Raw genomic sequence first — 17,496 nt, 5'->3', positions numbered from 1 at the left:
TCTGCCAGGCCAAACCGAAGCCGCTTAACAAATTATGCACTATACACTTGCGGTTGCGCGCTATGGCGGGCACAGGGAATTGCTTCTCGAACCGGTCGTTTCATGAAAGTTCTCGCCATCGACTGTGCCGCCAGCCTCTGCGCCGCCTGCGTCTACGACGCGGCGGCTGGGCTGGAGCTTGGCCGCTCGGTGCTTGATCTGGGCAAGGGTCATGCCGAGCACCTGATGGCCGTCATCGCTGACGCGTTGAAGACCGGCGCGACCGACTACGCCGGGCTTGGCGCCATTGCCGTCTCTGTCGGTCCGGGTTCCTTCACCGGCCTGCGCGTCGGCGTGTCGACCGCGCGTGGCCTGGCGCTGGCGCTCAAGCTGCCGGCAATCGGGGTGACGACCCTTGAGGCACTGGCCGCCGAGGCGGCCAGTGCCTTTCCTGGCCGCGCCGTGCTGGTGGCGCTTGATGCCGGCCGCGAGGAAATCCATGCCGCACTGTACGATGAAATGTCAGTGTTGACTTACGGTCCGGCCGTGGCCACGCTTGCGGAGGCGGTGACGATGGCGACGGAACGTTTCGCGGTGCTCGCCGGCACGGCAGCGACGCTGATCGCTGACGCGGCCGGCCGCACCTTTGACATCGGGCCTCGGGCGGCCACCGCCGACATTCTCACCTACGCCCGGCTGGCTGCCGCAAAGAGGGAGGGCGAAAGGCCGAAGCCGCTTTATCTGCGCGGTGCCGATGCCAAGCCGCAGGCCGGGTTCATACTTTCGAGGCAAAGACCATGATCCCGAAAAGTGGAAGCCGGTTTTCGCGGACAAACGGTTCCGTTTGTCCAGAGGTCATGGTCAGACGAGAAAACGAGAATTGATGCGCATACCTTTTCTTCAACCACGTCGCCGGGACTACGCGCTCGAGCTGCTCAGGATCACCGACAGCGCCGCGGTCTCGCTGCTGCACCGCGAGGATTTTGTCCGCCCCTGGACCGATGGTGAGTTCGCCGCCCTGCTCGAACAGGACACCGTGTTCGGTTATGCCGCGCGCGAAACCGGGCAGGGCGCCAAGCCGCCTGTCGGCTTCGTCCTCGCCCGGCTGGCCGCGGGCGAGGGTGAAATCCTGACCGTCGCGGTGGCACGGTCGCATCGTCGCCAGGGCCTGGGCTGGCAGTTGATGGACGCAGTGCTGCGCGAATTGCATTCGCAGCGCGCCGAAGCCTTGTTCCTCGAGGTCGATGAGACCAATGCCGCGGCGATCGCCCTCTATCGTCGGTTGGGTTTTCGGGAAGTCGGCAAGCGTCCGGATTACTACAAGTCGCCCGATCGCGGGCCGACTGGGGCGCTTGTCATGCGCCGCGATCTTCGCTAGCCAGGGACCGCATGATCCCAAAAATCGAATCCGATTTCGGAGAGGATCATGCGCCAGAATTAAGGTGTTACAGCGTCCTTTGCGCGTCCAAGAGGACGCGCGGCGCTGTAATGGTAGGGCGATGATCAAGAAAATTAGGATTTTCCTGGCGCTGGGCCTCGTCGTCGCTGGGTCGCTGGTTTTCGTGCCGCTGCAGATCCTGTCGATGAAGACCGGTTGGTGGCCGGAAACCTTCATCCTCAAGATCTGGCACCGGCTGATCATCCGGGCGCTCGGCATGCGTATCCATGTCAGGGGGGCACTGTCCGACAAACGCCCCTTGCTGGTTGCCTCGAACCACATCTCCTGGACCGACATCATGGTGCTGGGCTCCTTTGCCGATGTGAAATTCATCGCCCGAGCCGACATGGAAGGCTGGCCGCTGATCGGCATGCTGTCGAAACTGCAGCGCACTGTTTTCATCGAGCGCGAACGCAAGCGTTCGTCTGGCGATCAGGCCAGCGAGATCGCCAGACGCATGGCCAAGGGCGATGCCATGGTGCTGTTCGCCGAGGGTTCGACCGGTGACGGCAATGTCGTCCTGCCCTTCAAAAGCACCCTGTTCGGCGCCGCCTCGATGGCCATCTCCGAAGGCGCGGCCGAGCAGGTCTTTATCCAGCCCGTTGCGATCGCCTATACGCGCCTGCACGGCGTGCCGCTCGGCCGCCGCCACCGTCCGATCGCAGCCTGGATCGGCGATGAGGACCTGATGCCGCATCTCAAGGTGCTGATGGCCGAGGGCGCGCTCGACGTCGAGGTGCATTTCGGCGAGCCGATCGCCTTTGCCAAGGGTTCCAACCGCAAGGAAACGGCCAAGCTGATGGAAGGCCGGGTGCGCGAGATGATGCAGGCGGCCCTTGCCGATCCGCTCCCGAGCCGCTGAACCCAACGCCCCAAGGCAGAATCGTCTGTTTTTTGTTACGGAAAGGCGTTAGAAGCCGCCGGATGGACTTGAACACGATTGAAAGCGACGACATCGGCACTGCGGCCGGACAGCCGGCGGCGCGCGCCACGGCAGCCAAGAAGGTCTTCGTCAAGACCTATGGCTGCCAGATGAACGTTTATGATTCACAGCGCATGACCGATGCGCTGGTCGCTGACGGCTATACGGCGACCGATGCTATCGGCGAGGCCGATCTGGTGCTGCTCAACACCTGCCATATCAGGGAAAAAGCCGCCGAAAAGGTCTATTCCGAACTTGGCCGCATCCGCGACATGAAGGCCGAGCGGGCGAGCGCTGGCCGCGAGATGCTGATCGGTGTCGCCGGCTGCGTGGCGCAGGCCGAGGGCGCCGAGATCATCCGGCGTTCGCCGGCCGTCGACCTGGTCATCGGTCCGCAGACCTATCACCGTCTCCCCGACGTGCTGGCGCGGGTTCGCGGCGGCGAAAAGATCGTCGAAACTGAATACGCCATCGAGGACAAGTTCGAGCATCTGCCGCAGCCCAAGCGTGCCGAGGTGATCAAGCGTGGCGTCACCGCCTTCCTCACCGTCCAGGAAGGCTGCGACAAGTTCTGCACCTTCTGCGTCGTGCCCTATACGAGAGGCTCGGAAGTGTCGCGGCCGGTGGCGCAGATCGTCGCCGAGGCCGAGCGGCTGGCCGAGGCCGGGGTGCGCGAGGTGACGCTGCTCGGCCAGAACGTCAACGCCTGGCATGGCCAGGGCGAGGCCAAAGGGGGCAAGACCGCGGAATGGGGTCTCGGGCGGCTGCTGTTCCGGCTGGCCGAAATCCCCGGCCTGGCGCGGCTGCGCTACACCACCAGCCATCCGCGCGACATGGACGACGAATTGATCGCCGCGCACCGCGACTTGGCCGCACTGATGCCCTATCTGCACCTGCCGGTGCAATCCGGGTCGGATCGCATTTTGAAGGCGATGAACCGCAGGCATACGGCCAAGGACTATCTGGCGCTGCTCGACCGCATCCGCGCCGCCCGCCCCGATATCGCGCTGTCGGGCGATTTCATCGTTGGTTTCCCCGGCGAGACGGAGGCCGATTTCGAGGCGACCATGGATCTGGTGCGCCAGGTGAATTATGCCTCGGCCTTCTCGTTCAAATATTCGCCGCGTCCCGGTACGCCCGGCGCCGAGATGTCCGACCACGTGCCGGAAGCGGTCAAGGACGACCGCTTGCAGCGCCTGCAGGCATTGCTGTTGAAGCAACAGCAGGATTTCGGCTTGAGTTTGATCGGCAGCACCATAGATACGCTGATCGAGAAGCCCGGTCGTCAGGCTGGCCAGAAGGTCGGCCGCTCGCCTTGGCTGCAGCCAGTTATTGTTGATGAAAACGCCGGCGAAATCGGTGACATTATCAAGGTGCGAATCACGAAGACGGGCTACAACAGCCTGTTCGCCGAATTGGCCTGATGGTCTCGGCAGATGAGGAGAGACGGTTGAGCGCAGCGGAGCTGAAGAATCTGCCCCCGGTACCGGCATCCGGGGCTTCTGACATGGCGCACATCGTTTTGACTTTCGACAACAACAAGCTTGCCAGCGCCCTTTACGGCCAGTTCGACGAAAACCTGGCCCGGCTTGAGCAGAAGCTCGGCGTCGACATACGCTCGCGCGGCAACCAGCTGACCATCAAGGGATCCGCTTCGGCCGCCGAACAGGCGCGCCGCGCCTTGGACAATCTCTACGGCATCCTGCAGAAGGGCGTCGATATCAGCCAGTCCGATGTCGACGGGGCCGTGCGCATGGCTATCGCCGCCGACGACCAGCTCACGCTGCCGACATTGGAGCGCAAGGGCAAGGTCTCCGCCGCCCAGATCGCCACCCGCAAGAAGACCATCTATGCCCGCTCCCTGAATCAGGACGCCTACATGCGGGCGCTGGAGCGGTCGGAACTGGTGTTCGGCATCGGTCCAGCCGGCACCGGCAAGACCTATCTGGCAGTGGCGCATGCGGCGATGCTGCTGGAACGCGGCATGGTCGAGCGCATCATTTTATCGCGACCGGCTGTCGAGGCGGGCGAACGGCTGGGCTTCCTGCCGGGCGACATGAAGGAGAAGGTCGATCCCTATCTGCGGCCGCTCTATGACGCGCTCTACGACATGATGCCGGCCGACAAGGTCGAGCGTGCGATTGCCGCCGAAGTAATCGAAATCGCGCCGCTCGCCTTCATGCGCGGCCGCACGCTGGCGCACGCCGCCGTCATTCTCGACGAGGCTCAGAACACCACGCCGATGCAGATGAAGATGTTTCTCACCCGTCTCGGCGAGAACTCGCGCATGATCGTCACTGGCGATCCGACACAGATCGACCTTCCTCCGAGCACCAAGTCGGGCCTGGTCGAAGCCTTGCGTGTCCTCGACGGTGTGGCAGGCGCGGTAACCGTACGCTTCAACGATGTCGACGTCGTTCGCCATCCGCTGGTGGCGGAAATCGTCAGGGCCTATGACCGGGACGCCAAGCTGGCTCGTGGCCTCGGTGCCGAGAATTGATCTTGACGATGCGGCCTCATGCCTGATGACAACACATCCGGCGGCGGGAGCCTCCCGGTTCCCGCCGAGATCGATATATCGGTTGAAGCGGGCGACTGGCCCGATGAAGCAAGCCTGACGCGGCTGGTCGATCGCGCGGTTGACGCCGCCTTTGCCGAGACCGGTGCGGCGGGTCATTCCGAACTCAGCATTGTTTTTTCCGACGACGCCCATGTCCGTACGTTGAATGCCGGCTGGCGCGGCAAGGACAAGCCCACCAACGTGTTGTCTTTCCCGGCTTTTCCGCCGGCAAAAGGCGGCCCGCTGCCCCCGATGCTCGGCGACATCGTGCTTGCCGCCGAGACGGTGGCGCGCGAGGCGGCACTGGAAGACAAGCCGCTGGAGAACCATATCTGCCATCTCGTCATCCATGGCCTGCTGCATCTCATCGGCCATGATCACGAGACCGACGCGGAGGCCGAGGAGATGGAAGCCATCGAGCGCGCCGCGCTGGCAAGGCTTGCCATTCCCGATCCCTACGCGTAACTAAAAACGACCAATTGACCGGACGACGATGAACGACAAACCAGAGACTGCCGCCCGCCCCGATGTCGGCAGTGCGATCAAGGCTTCCGATACGTCGGAAGAGGGATCAGGTCCGAGTACCGTCACCCCTGGTGTTGCCAACACTGGCAGCGCGGCCATCGAGCCGTCGCCTGCCGGCCCCTCCCTGTTCAACCGCGTGCTGGGCCTGTTCCGGCAACGCAACGGCACCAGCCTGCGCGAAGAGATCGCCGGCGCGCTCGCCGAGACGACGAGCGATGTCGAATCCTTCTCGCCTGGCGAGCGCGCCATGCTCAACAACATCCTGCGCCTGCGCGAGGTGCGCGTCGAGGACGTCATGGTGCCGCGCGCCGATATCGAGGCGGTCGAGATCGCCACGTCGCTCGGTGACTTGCTTGGCATGTTCGAACAATCCGGCCATTCCCGCATGCCGGTCTATTCCGAGACGCTCGACGACCCGCGCGGCATGGTCCATATCCGCGACGTGCTGGCCCATATCACCAAGCTGGCGCGCGTCAGGAAGGGCCGTGCAACCCGCAAAACGCCTGTCGCCACGGTTCTCGATCTCGCCCAGGTCGACCTCGCGCGCACCATCGGAGAGCTCAACCTGATCCGGCAGGTCCTGTTCGTGCCGCCGTCGATGCTTGCGTCCGACCTGATGGGCCGCATGCAGACGACGCGCACGCAGATGGCCCTGGTCATCGATGAATATGGCGGCACGGACGGCCTCGTCTCGCTCGAGGACATCGTCGAGATGGTGGTTGGCGACATCGAGGACGAGCACGACGACGACGAGCCGATGATCACCCAGACCGGCGACGGCGTGTTTATCGTCGATGGCAAGGCCGAGATCGACGAGGTCGCCAAGATGATCGGCGAGGATTTCGCCGCCGGTGAACATGGCGAGTATGTCGACACCATTGGCGGCATGATCTTCAACACGCTCGGCCGCGTGCCGGCGCGCGGCGAGGTGGTGCAGGCCATTCCCGGCTTCGAATTCCACGTGCTGGACGCCGATCCGCGCCGCGTCAAGCGCGTTCGCATCGTGCAGAGCCAGAAGGGCGAACGCCGCCGGCGGGCCACGGCGCGCACCGAACAGGCCTGAAAGCCTGCTGTCGCATGACGATCGAAGATCCGTTCAAGCACTCGGTCCTCGGCTCCGGTGTGTTTTACAAAGATCCACGCTCTGCCCTGGATTGGCTTGAAACAGCCTTTGGCTTCGAGCGCAGCATGGTGGTCAGCAATGCCGAGGGAAAGCTGGTCCACGCCGAAATGCGGTTCGGCGATTGCTACCTCATTGTCGATTCTGAATGGGCCGATCATGTCGCGAGCCCCGCGTCGGTCCAGGGCAAGAACACGCAATCGGTCTATGTCAGGTTGAAAGACGGCCTGGATGCGCATTGCGAGCAGGCCCGCGCGGCCGGTGCTGCAATAATCCACGAGCCGGCCGACCAGTTCTACGGCGAACGCCAGTATCGGGCGCGCGATCCCGAGGGCCATGTCTGGACGTTCACGCAACCGATGGGTTCTGTTTCTCGTGAAGAGGCCGAGCGGTTGGGTGGCCTGCGCATCGAAGGCTGGCACCGGTAGAGAGCGGCCGGTAACCACGCCGGCGTTTGGAGCGCGCGGCGCGGCCTGATAAATCTTAGCTCCTGATTCGCGCGACGGAAATACGCATGGAGCGCCTTGCCGGCCGGATAATTCTGCTTTGGGGTTGGCGGCGTTCGCTTGTGGCGTTTTTCGCTGGGGCGCTCACGGTTCTGGGCCAGGCGCCTTACGATTTCTTTGCCGCCTGTTTCATTTCGTTTCCGCTGCTGGTCTGGCTGCTCGATGGCGCGACCGGCGAAGCCTCCGGCAGCCTGTTGCGGCGCCTGCGGCCGGCTTTCGCCGTCGGCTGGTGGTTCGGCTTCGGTTATTTCCTCGCCGGCCTTTGGTGGATCGGCTCGGCGCTGCTGGTCGAGGCCGACGACTTTGCCTGGGCGCTGCCGTTCGCGGTGGTCGGCATTCCCTTCGCGCTCGCATTTTTCTACGGCTTCGCAACGGTGGTCGCGCGGCTCCTGTGGAGCAGCGATATCGGCCGTATCGCTGCCCTTGCCTTCGGTTTTGCGCTGGCGGAGTGGCTGCGCGGCTTCCTGTTCACCGGTTTCCCCTGGAACGCCATCGGCTACGCGGCGATGCCGGTGCCGCTTTTGATGCAGAGCGTCTCGGTGACCGGCATGATCGGCATGAACGCGCTCGCGGTTTTCCTTTTCGCGCTGCCGGCGCTGCTGGCGGCGCGTCGGCATCTTCGGCTGGGCGCCGCGCTGTTTGTCGTGCTCGCCGCCGCCCATGTCGGCTTTGGCTATGTCAGGCTCAACGCCCCCGAAAAGCCGGCGACGCGCAGTCTCGATGTCCGCATCGTCCAGCCGGCCGTGGATCTGTCGGAAAAATGGGATGCCTCGGTGCGCGACCGCATCTTCGCCACCTTGCTGGGCCTCTCCGCAAAGGCACCGGACCCAGGTCACGAAAAACCGCAATTGATTCTCTGGCCGGAAACCTCGGTACCGTTCCTTTTCACGGAGCGCCCTGACGCCTTGACGGCGCTGGGCGACATGCTGGGCGGTGGCCAGATGCTGATCGCCGGCGTCGTGCGTGAGGAGGGCGGCTCGGCGGCCAGCGCCGACAGCCGCTACTACAACTCCGTGGTGGCGATCGACGACAAGGGCGAGATCGCCGACGCCGTGGACAAGGTTCATCTGGTGCCGTTCGGCGAGTATCTGCCTTTCGCCGACCTGCTCGCTCGTTTCGGCATCGAACAGCTGGTCGCCGGGCCGCTGACGTTCACGGCCGGCAACGAGCGTCATGCCATCACGTTGCCGGGCGGCATTCGTGCCCTGCCATTTATCTGTTATGAGGTGATCTTTCCCGATCTGGTGGCAGTTGACGCTACGTCATCGCAGCTTATTGTGAACGTTACCAACGATGCATGGTTCGGCGACACGCCGGGACCGTATCAGCATTTCAGGCAGGCCCAGATTCGCGCGGTGGAGAATGGATTGCCCTTGTTGCGTGCTGCCAACAACGGCATCTCGGCCGTGGTCGACGCCCGTGGCCGCGTCGTCGACGCCCTTGCGATCGACGCGCGCGGAGCCATCGATGTGAAGGTGCCTGTTTCCGCACAGACGGTCATTTCGTCCAGCCAGCGGCGCATTAACGGAATGCTGATCATGTTGCTGTTTGCGCTTGTAGGGGGGCTGTTGAACGTAAGGCAAAAGCTACGGGCGAATTGACAGCTGGCACATTAGAAACTCATACTGTACCGCCTGAAAATTTCTCGAAGCTGGTGGATCGTTCTGTTGGGGCAGTCGCCTCCGGCTTTCTTTGGGCAGGAAAAAATCACAAAGCCGAAAAAATTCGGCGAGGAAAAAATGACAGAAGAAAACAAGAAGAAACCCAATCCCATCGATATTCACGTGGGAAGCCGGGTCCGGCTTCGCCGCAATATGCTCGGAATGAGCCAAGAAAAGCTGGGCGAGAATCTCGGCATCACGTTCCAACAAATCCAGAAATATGAAAAGGGCACCAATCGCGTCGGTGCCAGCCGCCTGCAGGCGATTGCCTCCATACTCGGCGTGCCTGTCGCCTTCTTTTTCGAGGATGCGCCAGGCCAGGAATTGACCGCCAACCGCGGCTTTGCCGAGGATAGTTCGATGGCTTTCGCTGTCGAGTTCTGCGGCAGTCCCGAAGGACTTCAGCTCAACCGGGCCTTTGTCAAGATCGCCGACGTCAAGGTGCGCCGCAGGATCATTGACCTGGTGAAATCGCTCGCCGAGGACGATCCCGACTGATCCGCAATGCGCTTTGCACCGGCGGCATGCGCCGCCGGTGGCACAAGATATCGCCTCCGACATTCGGGCCAGAGCCGCGGCAGCGCTTGACGAGCAGCGCTTTGCCCCGCTAACACGTGGCGCGCCAAAATCGGCAGCCTGCCGATCGTTTTTCAAGAGGGGACACCCGTGACGCGGCAGAACTACTTCTTTACCTCGGAATCCGTGGCCGAGGGCCATCCCGACAAAGTCTGTGACCGCATCTCCGACGAAATCGTCGATCTGGTCTATCGTGAAGCCAAGAAGACCGGCATGGACCCATGGAAAGTCCGTGTCGCCTGCGAGACGCTCGCGACCACCAACCGAGTCGTCATCGCCGGTGAAGTGCGCGTTCCCGAGACGTTGTTGAAGAAGGACAAGGCCGGCAACATCCTCAAGGATGCCGCGGGCCACCCCGTCGTCAACCCGGCGAAGTTCAAATCCGTCGCCCGCAAGGCGATCCGTGAGATCGGCTACGAGCAGGCCGGCTTTCACTGGAAGACGGCCAAGATCGAGGTCCTGCTGCATGGCCAGTCGCCTGATATCGGCCAGGGCGTCGACAATGCCGCCGACCGTCAGGGCGAGGAAGGTGCCGGCGACCAGGGCATCATGTTCGGCTATGCCTGCCGCGAGACGCCGGACCTGATGCCGGCGCCGATCTATTACAGCCACAAGATTCTGGAACTGCTGGCAGCGGCCCGCCACGAAAACAACGGCGAGGCCGGCAAGCTCGGGCCGGACGCGAAAAGCCAGGTCACCGTCCGCTATGTCGACGGCAAGGCCGCCGAGGCGACGCAGATCGTCCTGTCGACCCAGCATCTGGATTCAAGCTGGGATTCCAAGAAGGTCCGCAAGGTGGTGGAACCTTATATCCGCGAGGCATTGGGCGACCTCAAGATCGCTGACGATTGCATGTGGTACATCAACCCGACCGGCAAGTTCGTCATCGGCGGTCCGGATGGTGATGCCGGCCTGACCGGCCGCAAGATCATCGTCGACACCTATGGTGGCGCAGCCCCCCATGGCGGCGGCGCCTTTTCCGGCAAGGATACCACCAAGGTCGACCGGTCGGCTGCCTATGCGGCGCGCTACCTGGCCAAGAATGTCGTGGCGGCGAAGCTCGCCGATCGCTGCACCATCCAGCTTTCCTACGCCATCGGTGTCGCCCAGCCGCTATCGGTCTATGTCGACCTGCACGGCACCGGCAAGGTCGACGAGGCAAAGCTCGAGGACGCGCTGCGCAGCGTGATGGACCTGTCGCCGTCAGGCATCCGCCGTCATCTCGACCTCAACAAGCCGATCTACGCCAAGACGTCGTCTTACGGCCATTTCGGCCGCAAGGCTGGCCGTGACGGGTCTTTCTCCTGGGAAAGGACCGATCTGGCCAAGGCGCTCAAGGATGCTGTCGCGGCCTGAGGGCGGCGGCAGGACTGGCGCCAGTCGATGAGTGACGCGGACAGGCCAAGCCGCATGACCGAAGCCTTCTTCGGTCGCCGGCGCGGCAAGCCCGTGCGCCCGCAGCAGGCCGCGGCGCTGGAAAGCGGGCTTGGCAAATACCGGCTCGATCTGACGGCCGAGGCACCGCCAGACCTGCGCGTCCTGTTTGCAGCAGAGGTTTCGGCGGTTCGGCTCGAGATCGGCTTTGGCGGCGGTGAACATCTCCTGCATCGCGCCATCGAGGCGCCCGCGACAGGCTTCATAGGCGTCGAGCCCTTCGTCAACGGCATGGCCAAGATGATGATGGCGGTGCGGGCAGCGCCGCTGGCCAATCTCAGGGTCTACGACGACGACGCCACCCAGTTGCTTGACTGGTTGCCGCCGGCCTCGCTCGACGGCATCGATCTTCTCTATCCCGATCCCTGGCCAAAGAAAAAACACTGGAAGCGGCGTTTCGTCAGTCCGGTCAATCTCGATCGTTTCGCACGCGTCCTGAAACCCGGCTCGAAATTCCGCTTTGCGTCCGACATCGACACTTATGTGAACTGGACCTTGCTGCATTGCCGGGCGCATGGCGCTTTCGCATGGCAGGCTGCGGAAGCGGCGGACTGGCATCGCTCCTATGAGGGCTGGCCCGGCACGCGCTATGAGGCAAAGGCCATTCGCGAGGGGCGCCGGCCGGCCTATCTGACTTTCGTCAGGACCTAGGTCCGCCCAACCGGCAACCTGCCGGGAGGACGGGGTCGAATGCCTGTTGGAGTCAGAAACGACCGATCCTGTTGAATACGGCCGGATCCATGCCGAGATTGCGCAGGTCGTCGGCTCTGGGCTTGCGCCCGGCTTCCACGGCGCGAGACGCGGCAACGGCGCTGCCGAATGTGGTGAACAGATCGCCCAAGGCGGAGAATATCCTGCAGTTGCTCATGGTCTTGTCCTTTCGCGCGCCAGCGCGCCAATTCAATTCGTTTGATGGCTAATAAATAAGAGCGCGCCGCCGGCTCTCACAGGCGGATTGCCGGATGGCGGCCATGCGCCTGGAACAACCCTGAACCCACAGGCTTTCGTCCGGCCGGGACTGCGGACTTGAAACACGAACCGTGTTCGTTTATATCAGCCTCAAATTCTTGGTCGGTATGACGAAGAGTGGGTCCACCCGGTCCCGCTCTTTTTTATTACCTGCCGATAGGTTCGAGACCAACGATAGGCAACGATGACTGGAACGGCAAACGAAGGTGACGATCGCATCATCCGCGAAAGCGGCATCGATGCGCGCATTGCGCTGATCGTCCAGCCGGTGCTGCGCGGCATCGGCTTTCGCCTCGTGCGCGTGCATCTGTCCGGCCAGAACGGGCTGACGCTGCAGATCATGGCCGAGCGTGAGGACGGCACCATGACCGTCGAGGATTGCGAAGAGGTCAGCCGCGCGGTGTCGCCGGCGCTCGACGTCGATGATCCGATCGAAAAGGCCTATCACCTCGAAGTCTCTTCGCCCGGCATCGATCGGCCTCTGGTGCGTAAATCGGATTTCGTGACCTGGACCGGTCATCTGGTGAAGATGGAAACATCGGTCGTCGTCGCCGACCGCAAGCGCTTCAAGGGCAAGATCGCCGAAGCCGGTGAGAACGACGTGCTGATCGAGCGCGACAAGGCGGCGTATGGCGAGGAGCCGACGGTGCGCGTGCCCTACGATGCCATTGCCGATGTCAGGCTGATCCTGACCGACGACCTCATTCGCGAAGCGTTGTCCAGGGACAACAGGGAGCGCAAGGAAGCCAAGAGACGCCGCGGTGAACCGGACGACGATGTGTCCGAGGGTACGGAACCGGACGCCACGGAAGAACACGAACAGGAAATTTGATTGAGCTGCCGGGCGCAAAGGTCCGGCGAACAGGCTCGGGAGAAAGAACATGGTTGTAAGCGCCAACAGACTTGAACTGCTGCAGATCGCCGATGCGGTCGCGCGTGAGAAGTCGATCGACAAGTCGATCGTCATCGCCGCCATGGCCGATGCGATCCAGAAGGCGGCGCGTTCGCGTTATGGCCAGGAGACCAACATTCGCGCCGACATCAACCCGAACACCGGCGAGATGAAGCTGCAGCGGCTGATGGAAGTGGTCGAGAAGGTCGACGATTACGCGACCCAGATCGCCATTTCCTCGGCGCGTGAGCGCAATCCTGACGCCCAGCTTGGCGATTTCATCGCCGAACTGCTGCCGCCGATGGATTTCGGCCGCATCGCCGCCCAGTCTGCCAAGCAGGTCATCGTGCAGAAGGTGCGCGAGGCCGAGCGTGACCGCCAGTATGACGAATACAAAGACCGCATCGGCGAGATCGTCAACGGCACGGTCAAGCGCGTCGAATATGGGAACGTCATCGTCGATCTCGGCCGTGGCGAGGCGATCATCCGCCGCGACGAGCTGATCCCGCGCGAAAACTACAAATATGGCGATCGCGTGCGTGCCTATGTCTACGACGTGCGGCGCGAGCAGCGCGGCCCGCAGATATTCCTGTCGCGCACCCATCCGCAGTTCATGGCCAAACTCTTCACCATGGAAGTGCCGGAGATCTATGACGGCATCATTGAGATCAAGTCGGTCGCCCGCGACCCGGGCTCGCGCGCCAAGATCGCCGTCATTTCGCGCGACAGCTCGATCGATCCGGTCGGCGCCTGCGTCGGTATGCGCGGCAGCCGCGTCCAGGCCGTCGTCGGCGAATTGCAGGGCGAGAAGATCGACATCATTCCGTGGTCGCCATCGGCGGCCTCCTTCATCGTCAATGCGCTGCAGCCGGCGGAAGTCGCCAAGGTCGTGCTCGACGAGGATGCGGAGCGTATCGAAGTGGTGGTTCCCGACGATCAGCTGTCGCTGGCCATCGGCCGCCGCGGCCAGAATGTGCGCCTTGCCTCGCAGCTCACCGGCTGGGACATCGACATCCTGACCGAGGCCGAGGAATCCGAGCGCCGCCAGAAAGAATTCGTCGAGCGCTCGGCGCTGTTCATGGAAGCTCTCGATGTCGACGAGATGGTCGGCCAGGTGCTGGCTTCGGAAGGCTTCACCAGCGTCGAGGAAGTCGCCTATGTCGATGCCGGCGAGATCGCCTCGATCGACGGCTTCGATGAGGATACAGCCTCGGAAATCCAGACCCGCGCCCGCGAATATCTAGAGAAGATCGAGGCCGAGCACGACGAGAAGCGCAAGGCGCTGGGCGTTTCGGATGATCTGCGCGAAATTCCCGGCGTCACCACCGCCATGATGGTGACGCTCGGCGAGGATGGCGTGAAGACGATCGAGGATTTCGCCGGCTATGCCGCCGACGACCTCACCGGCTGGAAGGAACGCAAGGACGGCGAGACCAAGGTCTATCCCGGCGTGCTGGCCAATCACGGCGTTTCGCGCGCCGATGCCGAGCAGATGGTTCTGGCCGCTCGCCTCAAGGCCGGCTGGATCACCGAAGACGAGCTTGCGGCCGAAGAAGAAACGGCCGACGAAGCCGTTGGTGCGTGAGGTGAAACCGCATCGCACACAACCCGCCCTTGGACGAGATGAACGATCGCACCTGCATCGTCACCCGCAAACAGGCCGAACCGGATGAACTGATCCGGTTCGTCGTCGGCCCGGATTCGGCCATCGTTCCCGATCTCAAGAGAAATCTGCCCGGCCGTGGTTGCTGGGTGAGTGCGGACCGCCTACATATCGAGAAGGCGGCGGCCAAGAACCTTTTTGCCCGCGCCTTCAAGGCACAGGTGGTCGTGCCGCCCGATCTCGGCGGCATGGTCGACGGGCTGCTTTCCAGATACGCCCTCGGTATGCTGGGTCTTGCCCGCAAGGCAGGCTCGATTTCGCTAGGCGCCACCAAGGTCGAGAGCGCGGTGCGCGGCGGACTGGCGCTTTTCGTGCTCCACGCGACCGAAGCGTCCGAGGATGGCGTGCGCAAGATCAGCCAGGCGCGGCGGGCGACCGTCCATATCGGCGGCCCCTCCATCCTTGCTTACAAACTTTTCTCCGAGGCCGAGTTGAGCTTGGCATTGGGGGGTACAAATGTGATACATGCTGCCGTCCTCGCGGGAGACGCGGGTAAGGCGGTCCAGAAGCGCATGGTTGCGCTCGACCGATATCGGGGCGGTACCCCGGACGATCTTGCAATGCTTGCGGCCGTTGCTGACGAAGATGATGCCGCAGAGGATATGGAATGAGCGATACGAAATCGGGCGACGACAAGACGTTGAGTGTTACACCGAAGAAGACCTTGACGCTGAAGCGCCCCGGCATGGAACAGGGCACCGTGCGCCAGAACTTCTCGCACGGCCGTACCAAGTCGGTCGTGGTCGAGACCAAGAAGCGCAAGTTCTCGCTGCCCGGCGACAAGCCGGAGCCGGCCGCGGCTCCGCCTGCGCCCGTCTTCACGCCGAAGCCGGCGGTCGTGGCGGCGCCTGTCGTCCAGGAAGCGCCCAAGGCGCCACCTCCGCCGCCGGCTCCGGTCGAGCGCAGCGGCATGGTGCTGAACGAATTGTCGCGCAGCGAGATGGAAGCGCGCCGCAGGGCGCTCGAGGGCTCGAAGGTCCGCGAGGTCGAAGACCGTCAGCGGGCCGCCGAGGACGCCAAGCGCCGCGCCGAGGACGAAGAGCGCCGCAAGCGCGAACGTGAGGATTCGGCGCGCCGCCAGGCCGAGGAAGAGGCACGGTTGCAGACCGAGGCCGAATCGCGCCGCCGCGCCGAGGAAGAGGCGCGCCGCCGCGCACCGCAAGCCGCCGAGTTGGCGACCGCCGACGAGGAGGAAGAGGTCAAGCCGAAGCGGGCGACCGCCGGCGCACCGGTGCGCCGCCTGGTCACGCCCGAAGTGGCGCGCCCGGCAAAGCCCACCAAGAGCGAGGAAGACCGCCGCCGTGGCAAGCTGACACTGAACTCCGCGCTGTCCGACGAGGATGCCCGGGCTCGTTCGCTGTCGTCGATGCGTCGCCGCCAGGAAAAATTCAAGCGCGCGATGCACAACGAGCCGCGCGAGAAGGTCATGCGCGAAGTGATCCTGCCCGAGACCATCACCATCCAGGAACTGGCGCAGCGCATGTCGGAGCGTGCTGTCGACCTGGTCAAGTATTTCATGAAGCAGGGCCAGATCCTGAAGCCAGGCGACGTCATCGACGCCGACACGGCCGAGCTGGTCGCCACCGAATTCGGTCATACGGTCCGCCGCGTTGCCGAGTCCGACATCGAGGAAGGCCTGTTCAACATCGCCGACAATGCCGAGGACCTGGTGTCGCGTCCGCCGGTCGTGACCATCATGGGCCACGTCGACCACGGCAAGACCTCGCTGCTCGATGCGATCCGCAATGCCAATGTCGTTTCCGGCGAGGCCGGCGGCATCACCCAGCATATCGGCGCCTATCAGGTCGAGAAGAACGGTCAGAAGATCACCTTCATCGACACGCCCGGCCACGCCGCCTTTACGGCGATGCGCGCCCGTGGCGCCCAGGCCACCGACATTGCCATCCTGGTGGTCGCGGCCGACGACAGTGTCATGCCGCAGACGATCGAATCGATCAGCCATGCCAAGGCGGCCGGCGTTCCGATCATCGTGGCGATCAACAAGATCGACAAGCATGACGCCGATCCGCAGAAGGTGCGTTCCGAACTGTTGCGGCATGAGGTCTTCGTCGAATCCATGGGCGGTGAAGTGCTGGACGTCGAAGTTTCGGCGACCAAGGGCACCAATCTCGACAAGTTGCTCGAGGCGATCCTGCTGCAGGCCGAAATCCTCGACCTCAAGGCCAACCCCGACCGTACCGCCGAGGGCGTCGTCATCGAGGCGCAGCTCGACAAGGGCCGTGGTCCCGTCGCCACCGTTCTGGTGCAGACCGGCACCCTGATGCCGGGCGACATCCTCGTCGCCGGCAATGAATGGGGCCGCGTGCGCGCTCTGGTCAACGATCGCGGCGAGCAGATCAAGGAAGCACCGCCGGCGATGCCGGTCGAGGTGCTCGGCCTTCAGGGAACGCCGCAGGCCGGCGACCGCTTCGCCGTGGTCAACAACGAGGCCCGTGCCCGCGAGATCACCGAATATCGCCAGCGTCTGGCGCGCGAGAAGGCGGTGGCCAGGCATGCCGGCCAGCGCGGCTCGCTCGAACAGATGATGTCGCAGTTGCAGACGAGCGGGCTGAAGGAATTCCCGCTGGTCATCAAGGGCGACGTGCAGGGTTCGATCGAGGCGATCAATGCCGCGCTCGACAAGCTTGGGACCGACGAGGTTCGTGCGCGCATCGTTCATTCCGGCGCCGGCGCCATCACCGAAAGCGACGTCTCGCTGGCGGAAACGTCTGGCGCGGCGATCATCGGCTTCAACGTTCGCGCCAATGTGCAGGCACGTGCCGCGGCCGCGGCCGCGGGCATCGAGATCCGCTATTATTCGATCATCTACAACCTCGTGGATGACGTGAAGGCGGCTCTGTCGGGCCTGCTCTCGCCGGAGCGTCGCGAGACCTTCATCGGCAATGCCGAGATCCTCGAGATCTTCGACATCACCAAGGTCGGCAAGATCGCCGGCTGCCGTGTCACCGAAGGCAAGGTCGAGCGTGGTGCGGGCGTACGCCTGATCCGCGACAACGTCGTCATCCACGAAGGCACGCTGAAGACCCTGAAGCGCTTCAAGGACGAAGTTTCGGAAGTCCCGGGCGGCCAGGAGTGCGGCATGGCCTTCCAGAACTACGAGGACATGCGCGTCGGCGACGTCATCGAGTGCTTCCGCGTCGAGATGGTGACCCGCACACTCTGAGGTCGAGTGACTTGTCGATATCGGGCGGTGGTCGAAAGACCGCCGCCCCAAGCCTGTTGACCACAAG

The 17,496-nt window shown here is 63.5% G+C and carries 17 protein-coding genes; 16 read left to right on the top strand and 1 reads right to left on the bottom strand.

From position 1 onward, the window contains the following. Positions 1 to 102: 102 nt before the first annotated feature. The 12 genes from tsaB to trmB all read left to right on the top strand — a co-directional run bounded on the left by tsaB (position 103) and on the right by trmB (position 11,372). Entirely contained in the window at positions 103 to 780 is a 678-nt protein-coding gene (tsaB, locus tag LB516_RS01795; RefSeq protein WP_224718804.1) for a tRNA (adenosine(37)-N6)-threonylcarbamoyltransferase complex dimerization subunit type 1 TsaB, read from the top strand. An 82-nt stretch (positions 781 to 862) separates the two neighbouring features. Continuing rightward, entirely contained in the window at positions 863 to 1,357 is a 495-nt protein-coding gene (gene rimI, locus LB516_RS01790; RefSeq protein ID WP_140660641.1) for a ribosomal protein S18-alanine N-acetyltransferase, read from the top strand. 121 nt (positions 1,358 to 1,478) lie between these two features. After that, positions 1,479 to 2,279, top strand: coding sequence for a lysophospholipid acyltransferase family protein (locus tag LB516_RS01785; protein WP_140722964.1), 801 nt, complete (start codon positions 1,479 to 1,481; stop codon positions 2,277 to 2,279). 62 nt (positions 2,280 to 2,341) lie between these two features. Continuing rightward, complete coding sequence (gene miaB, locus LB516_RS01780; protein WP_224718803.1) at positions 2,342 to 3,763, top strand: tRNA (N6-isopentenyl adenosine(37)-C2)-methylthiotransferase MiaB; 1,422 nt, start codon at positions 2,342 to 2,344, stop codon at positions 3,761 to 3,763. 83 nt (positions 3,764 to 3,846) lie between these two features. Then, positions 3,847 to 4,839 (top strand): PhoH family protein, encoded by a 993-nt coding sequence (locus tag LB516_RS01775; protein WP_031241013.1) that lies wholly within the window; start codon positions 3,847 to 3,849, stop codon positions 4,837 to 4,839. Between the two features lie 18 nt (positions 4,840 to 4,857). Then, positions 4,858 to 5,364, top strand: coding sequence for an rRNA maturation RNase YbeY (gene ybeY / locus LB516_RS01770; RefSeq protein ID WP_224718802.1), 507 nt, complete (start codon positions 4,858 to 4,860; stop codon positions 5,362 to 5,364). Between the two features lie 28 nt (positions 5,365 to 5,392). Continuing rightward, positions 5,393 to 6,487, top strand: coding sequence for a hemolysin family protein (locus LB516_RS01765; RefSeq protein WP_140722958.1), 1,095 nt, complete (start codon positions 5,393 to 5,395; stop codon positions 6,485 to 6,487). A gap of 14 nt (positions 6,488 to 6,501) precedes the next feature. Beyond that, positions 6,502 to 6,972 carry a VOC family protein gene (locus LB516_RS01760; RefSeq protein ID WP_140722955.1) on the top strand — a complete coding sequence of 157 codons (471 nt, stop codon included), beginning with the start codon at positions 6,502 to 6,504 and terminating at the stop codon, positions 6,970 to 6,972. 86 nt (positions 6,973 to 7,058) lie between these two features. Beyond that, on the top strand, positions 7,059 to 8,651 hold the full coding sequence (lnt, locus tag LB516_RS01755; protein WP_224718801.1) for an apolipoprotein N-acyltransferase: 1,593 nt from the start codon (positions 7,059 to 7,061) through the stop codon (positions 8,649 to 8,651). 138 nt (positions 8,652 to 8,789) lie between these two features. Beyond that, positions 8,790 to 9,209 carry a helix-turn-helix domain-containing protein gene (locus LB516_RS01750; RefSeq protein ID WP_015314013.1) on the top strand — a complete coding sequence of 140 codons (420 nt, stop codon included), beginning with the start codon at positions 8,790 to 8,792 and terminating at the stop codon, positions 9,207 to 9,209. Positions 9,210 to 9,377: 168 nt separating this feature from the next. Then, complete coding sequence (gene metK, locus LB516_RS01745; RefSeq protein WP_015314012.1) at positions 9,378 to 10,643, top strand: methionine adenosyltransferase; 1,266 nt, start codon at positions 9,378 to 9,380, stop codon at positions 10,641 to 10,643. Positions 10,644 to 10,670: 27 nt separating this feature from the next. Further along, complete coding sequence (trmB, locus tag LB516_RS01740; protein ID WP_041163235.1) at positions 10,671 to 11,372, top strand: tRNA (guanine(46)-N(7))-methyltransferase TrmB; 702 nt, start codon at positions 10,671 to 10,673, stop codon at positions 11,370 to 11,372. Between the two features lie 52 nt (positions 11,373 to 11,424). Here the strand turns inward: trmB and LB516_RS01735 are convergent, their stop codons facing one another. Further along, positions 11,425 to 11,562: a hypothetical protein gene (locus LB516_RS01735; protein WP_198026155.1), complete on the bottom strand. Its 138-nt coding sequence runs from the start codon at positions 11,560 to 11,562 to the stop codon at positions 11,425 to 11,427. A gap of 312 nt (positions 11,563 to 11,874) precedes the next feature. On the opposite strand from LB516_RS01735, the gene rimP reads away from it, so the two are divergent. From rimP to infB, 4 genes are read left to right on the top strand one after another with little or no spacing between them, the layout of a single operon-like run. Further along, positions 11,875 to 12,522 carry a ribosome maturation factor RimP gene (gene rimP / locus LB516_RS01730; protein ID WP_015314009.1) on the top strand — a complete coding sequence of 216 codons (648 nt, stop codon included), beginning with the start codon at positions 11,875 to 11,877 and terminating at the stop codon, positions 12,520 to 12,522. Positions 12,523 to 12,571: 49 nt separating this feature from the next. Then, positions 12,572 to 14,167, top strand: a complete 1,596-nt coding sequence (nusA, locus tag LB516_RS01725; protein WP_224718800.1) for a transcription termination factor NusA — start codon at positions 12,572 to 12,574, stop codon at positions 14,165 to 14,167. 38 nt (positions 14,168 to 14,205) lie between these two features. Further along, positions 14,206 to 14,856, top strand: coding sequence for an RNA-binding protein (locus LB516_RS01720; protein ID WP_224718799.1), 651 nt, complete (start codon positions 14,206 to 14,208; stop codon positions 14,854 to 14,856). Further along, positions 14,853 to 17,429: a translation initiation factor IF-2 gene (gene infB / locus LB516_RS01715; RefSeq protein WP_015314006.1), complete on the top strand. Its 2,577-nt coding sequence runs from the start codon at positions 14,853 to 14,855 to the stop codon at positions 17,427 to 17,429. Before LB516_RS01720 ends, infB begins: the two co-directional genes overlap by 4 nt. The last annotated feature ends 67 nt before the right edge of the window (positions 17,430 to 17,496 follow it).

It is taken from the genome of Mesorhizobium sp. CO1-1-7 (assembly GCF_020164885.1).
GTDB classification, from domain to species: Bacteria; Pseudomonadota; Alphaproteobacteria; order Rhizobiales; family Rhizobiaceae; genus Mesorhizobium; species Mesorhizobium australicum.
Note: the sequence above shows the minus strand (reverse complement) of the source record. Positions and strands in the feature narration are given on the sequence as shown.

What these genes read in the sequence shown, in the direction of transcription:
- tsaB (WP_224718804.1), top strand. Translation starts at nt 103, where the DNA reads ATGAAAGTTCTCGCCATCGACTGTGCCGCCAGCCTCTGCGCCGCCTGC.
- rimI (WP_140660641.1), top strand. Translation starts at nt 863, where the DNA reads ATGCGCATACCTTTTCTTCAACCACGTCGCCGGGACTACGCGCTCGAG.
- LB516_RS01785 (WP_140722964.1), top strand. Translation starts at nt 1,479, where the DNA reads ATGATCAAGAAAATTAGGATTTTCCTGGCGCTGGGCCTCGTCGTCGCT.
- miaB (WP_224718803.1), top strand. Translation starts at nt 2,342, where the DNA reads ATGGACTTGAACACGATTGAAAGCGACGACATCGGCACTGCGGCCGGA.
- LB516_RS01775 (WP_031241013.1), top strand. Translation starts at nt 3,847, where the DNA reads ATGGCGCACATCGTTTTGACTTTCGACAACAACAAGCTTGCCAGCGCC.
- ybeY (WP_224718802.1), top strand. Translation starts at nt 4,858, where the DNA reads ATGCCTGATGACAACACATCCGGCGGCGGGAGCCTCCCGGTTCCCGCC.
- LB516_RS01765 (WP_140722958.1), top strand. Translation starts at nt 5,393, where the DNA reads ATGAACGACAAACCAGAGACTGCCGCCCGCCCCGATGTCGGCAGTGCG.
- LB516_RS01760 (WP_140722955.1), top strand. Translation starts at nt 6,502, where the DNA reads ATGACGATCGAAGATCCGTTCAAGCACTCGGTCCTCGGCTCCGGTGTG.
- lnt (WP_224718801.1), top strand. Translation starts at nt 7,059, where the DNA reads ATGGAGCGCCTTGCCGGCCGGATAATTCTGCTTTGGGGTTGGCGGCGT.
- LB516_RS01750 (WP_015314013.1), top strand. Translation starts at nt 8,790, where the DNA reads ATGACAGAAGAAAACAAGAAGAAACCCAATCCCATCGATATTCACGTG.
- trmB (WP_041163235.1), top strand. Translation starts at nt 10,671, where the DNA reads ATGAGTGACGCGGACAGGCCAAGCCGCATGACCGAAGCCTTCTTCGGT.
- rimP (WP_015314009.1), top strand. Translation starts at nt 11,875, where the DNA reads ATGACTGGAACGGCAAACGAAGGTGACGATCGCATCATCCGCGAAAGC.
- nusA (WP_224718800.1), top strand. Translation starts at nt 12,572, where the DNA reads ATGGTTGTAAGCGCCAACAGACTTGAACTGCTGCAGATCGCCGATGCG.
- LB516_RS01720 (WP_224718799.1), top strand. Translation starts at nt 14,206, where the DNA reads ATGAACGATCGCACCTGCATCGTCACCCGCAAACAGGCCGAACCGGAT.
- infB (WP_015314006.1), top strand. Translation starts at nt 14,853, where the DNA reads ATGAGCGATACGAAATCGGGCGACGACAAGACGTTGAGTGTTACACCG.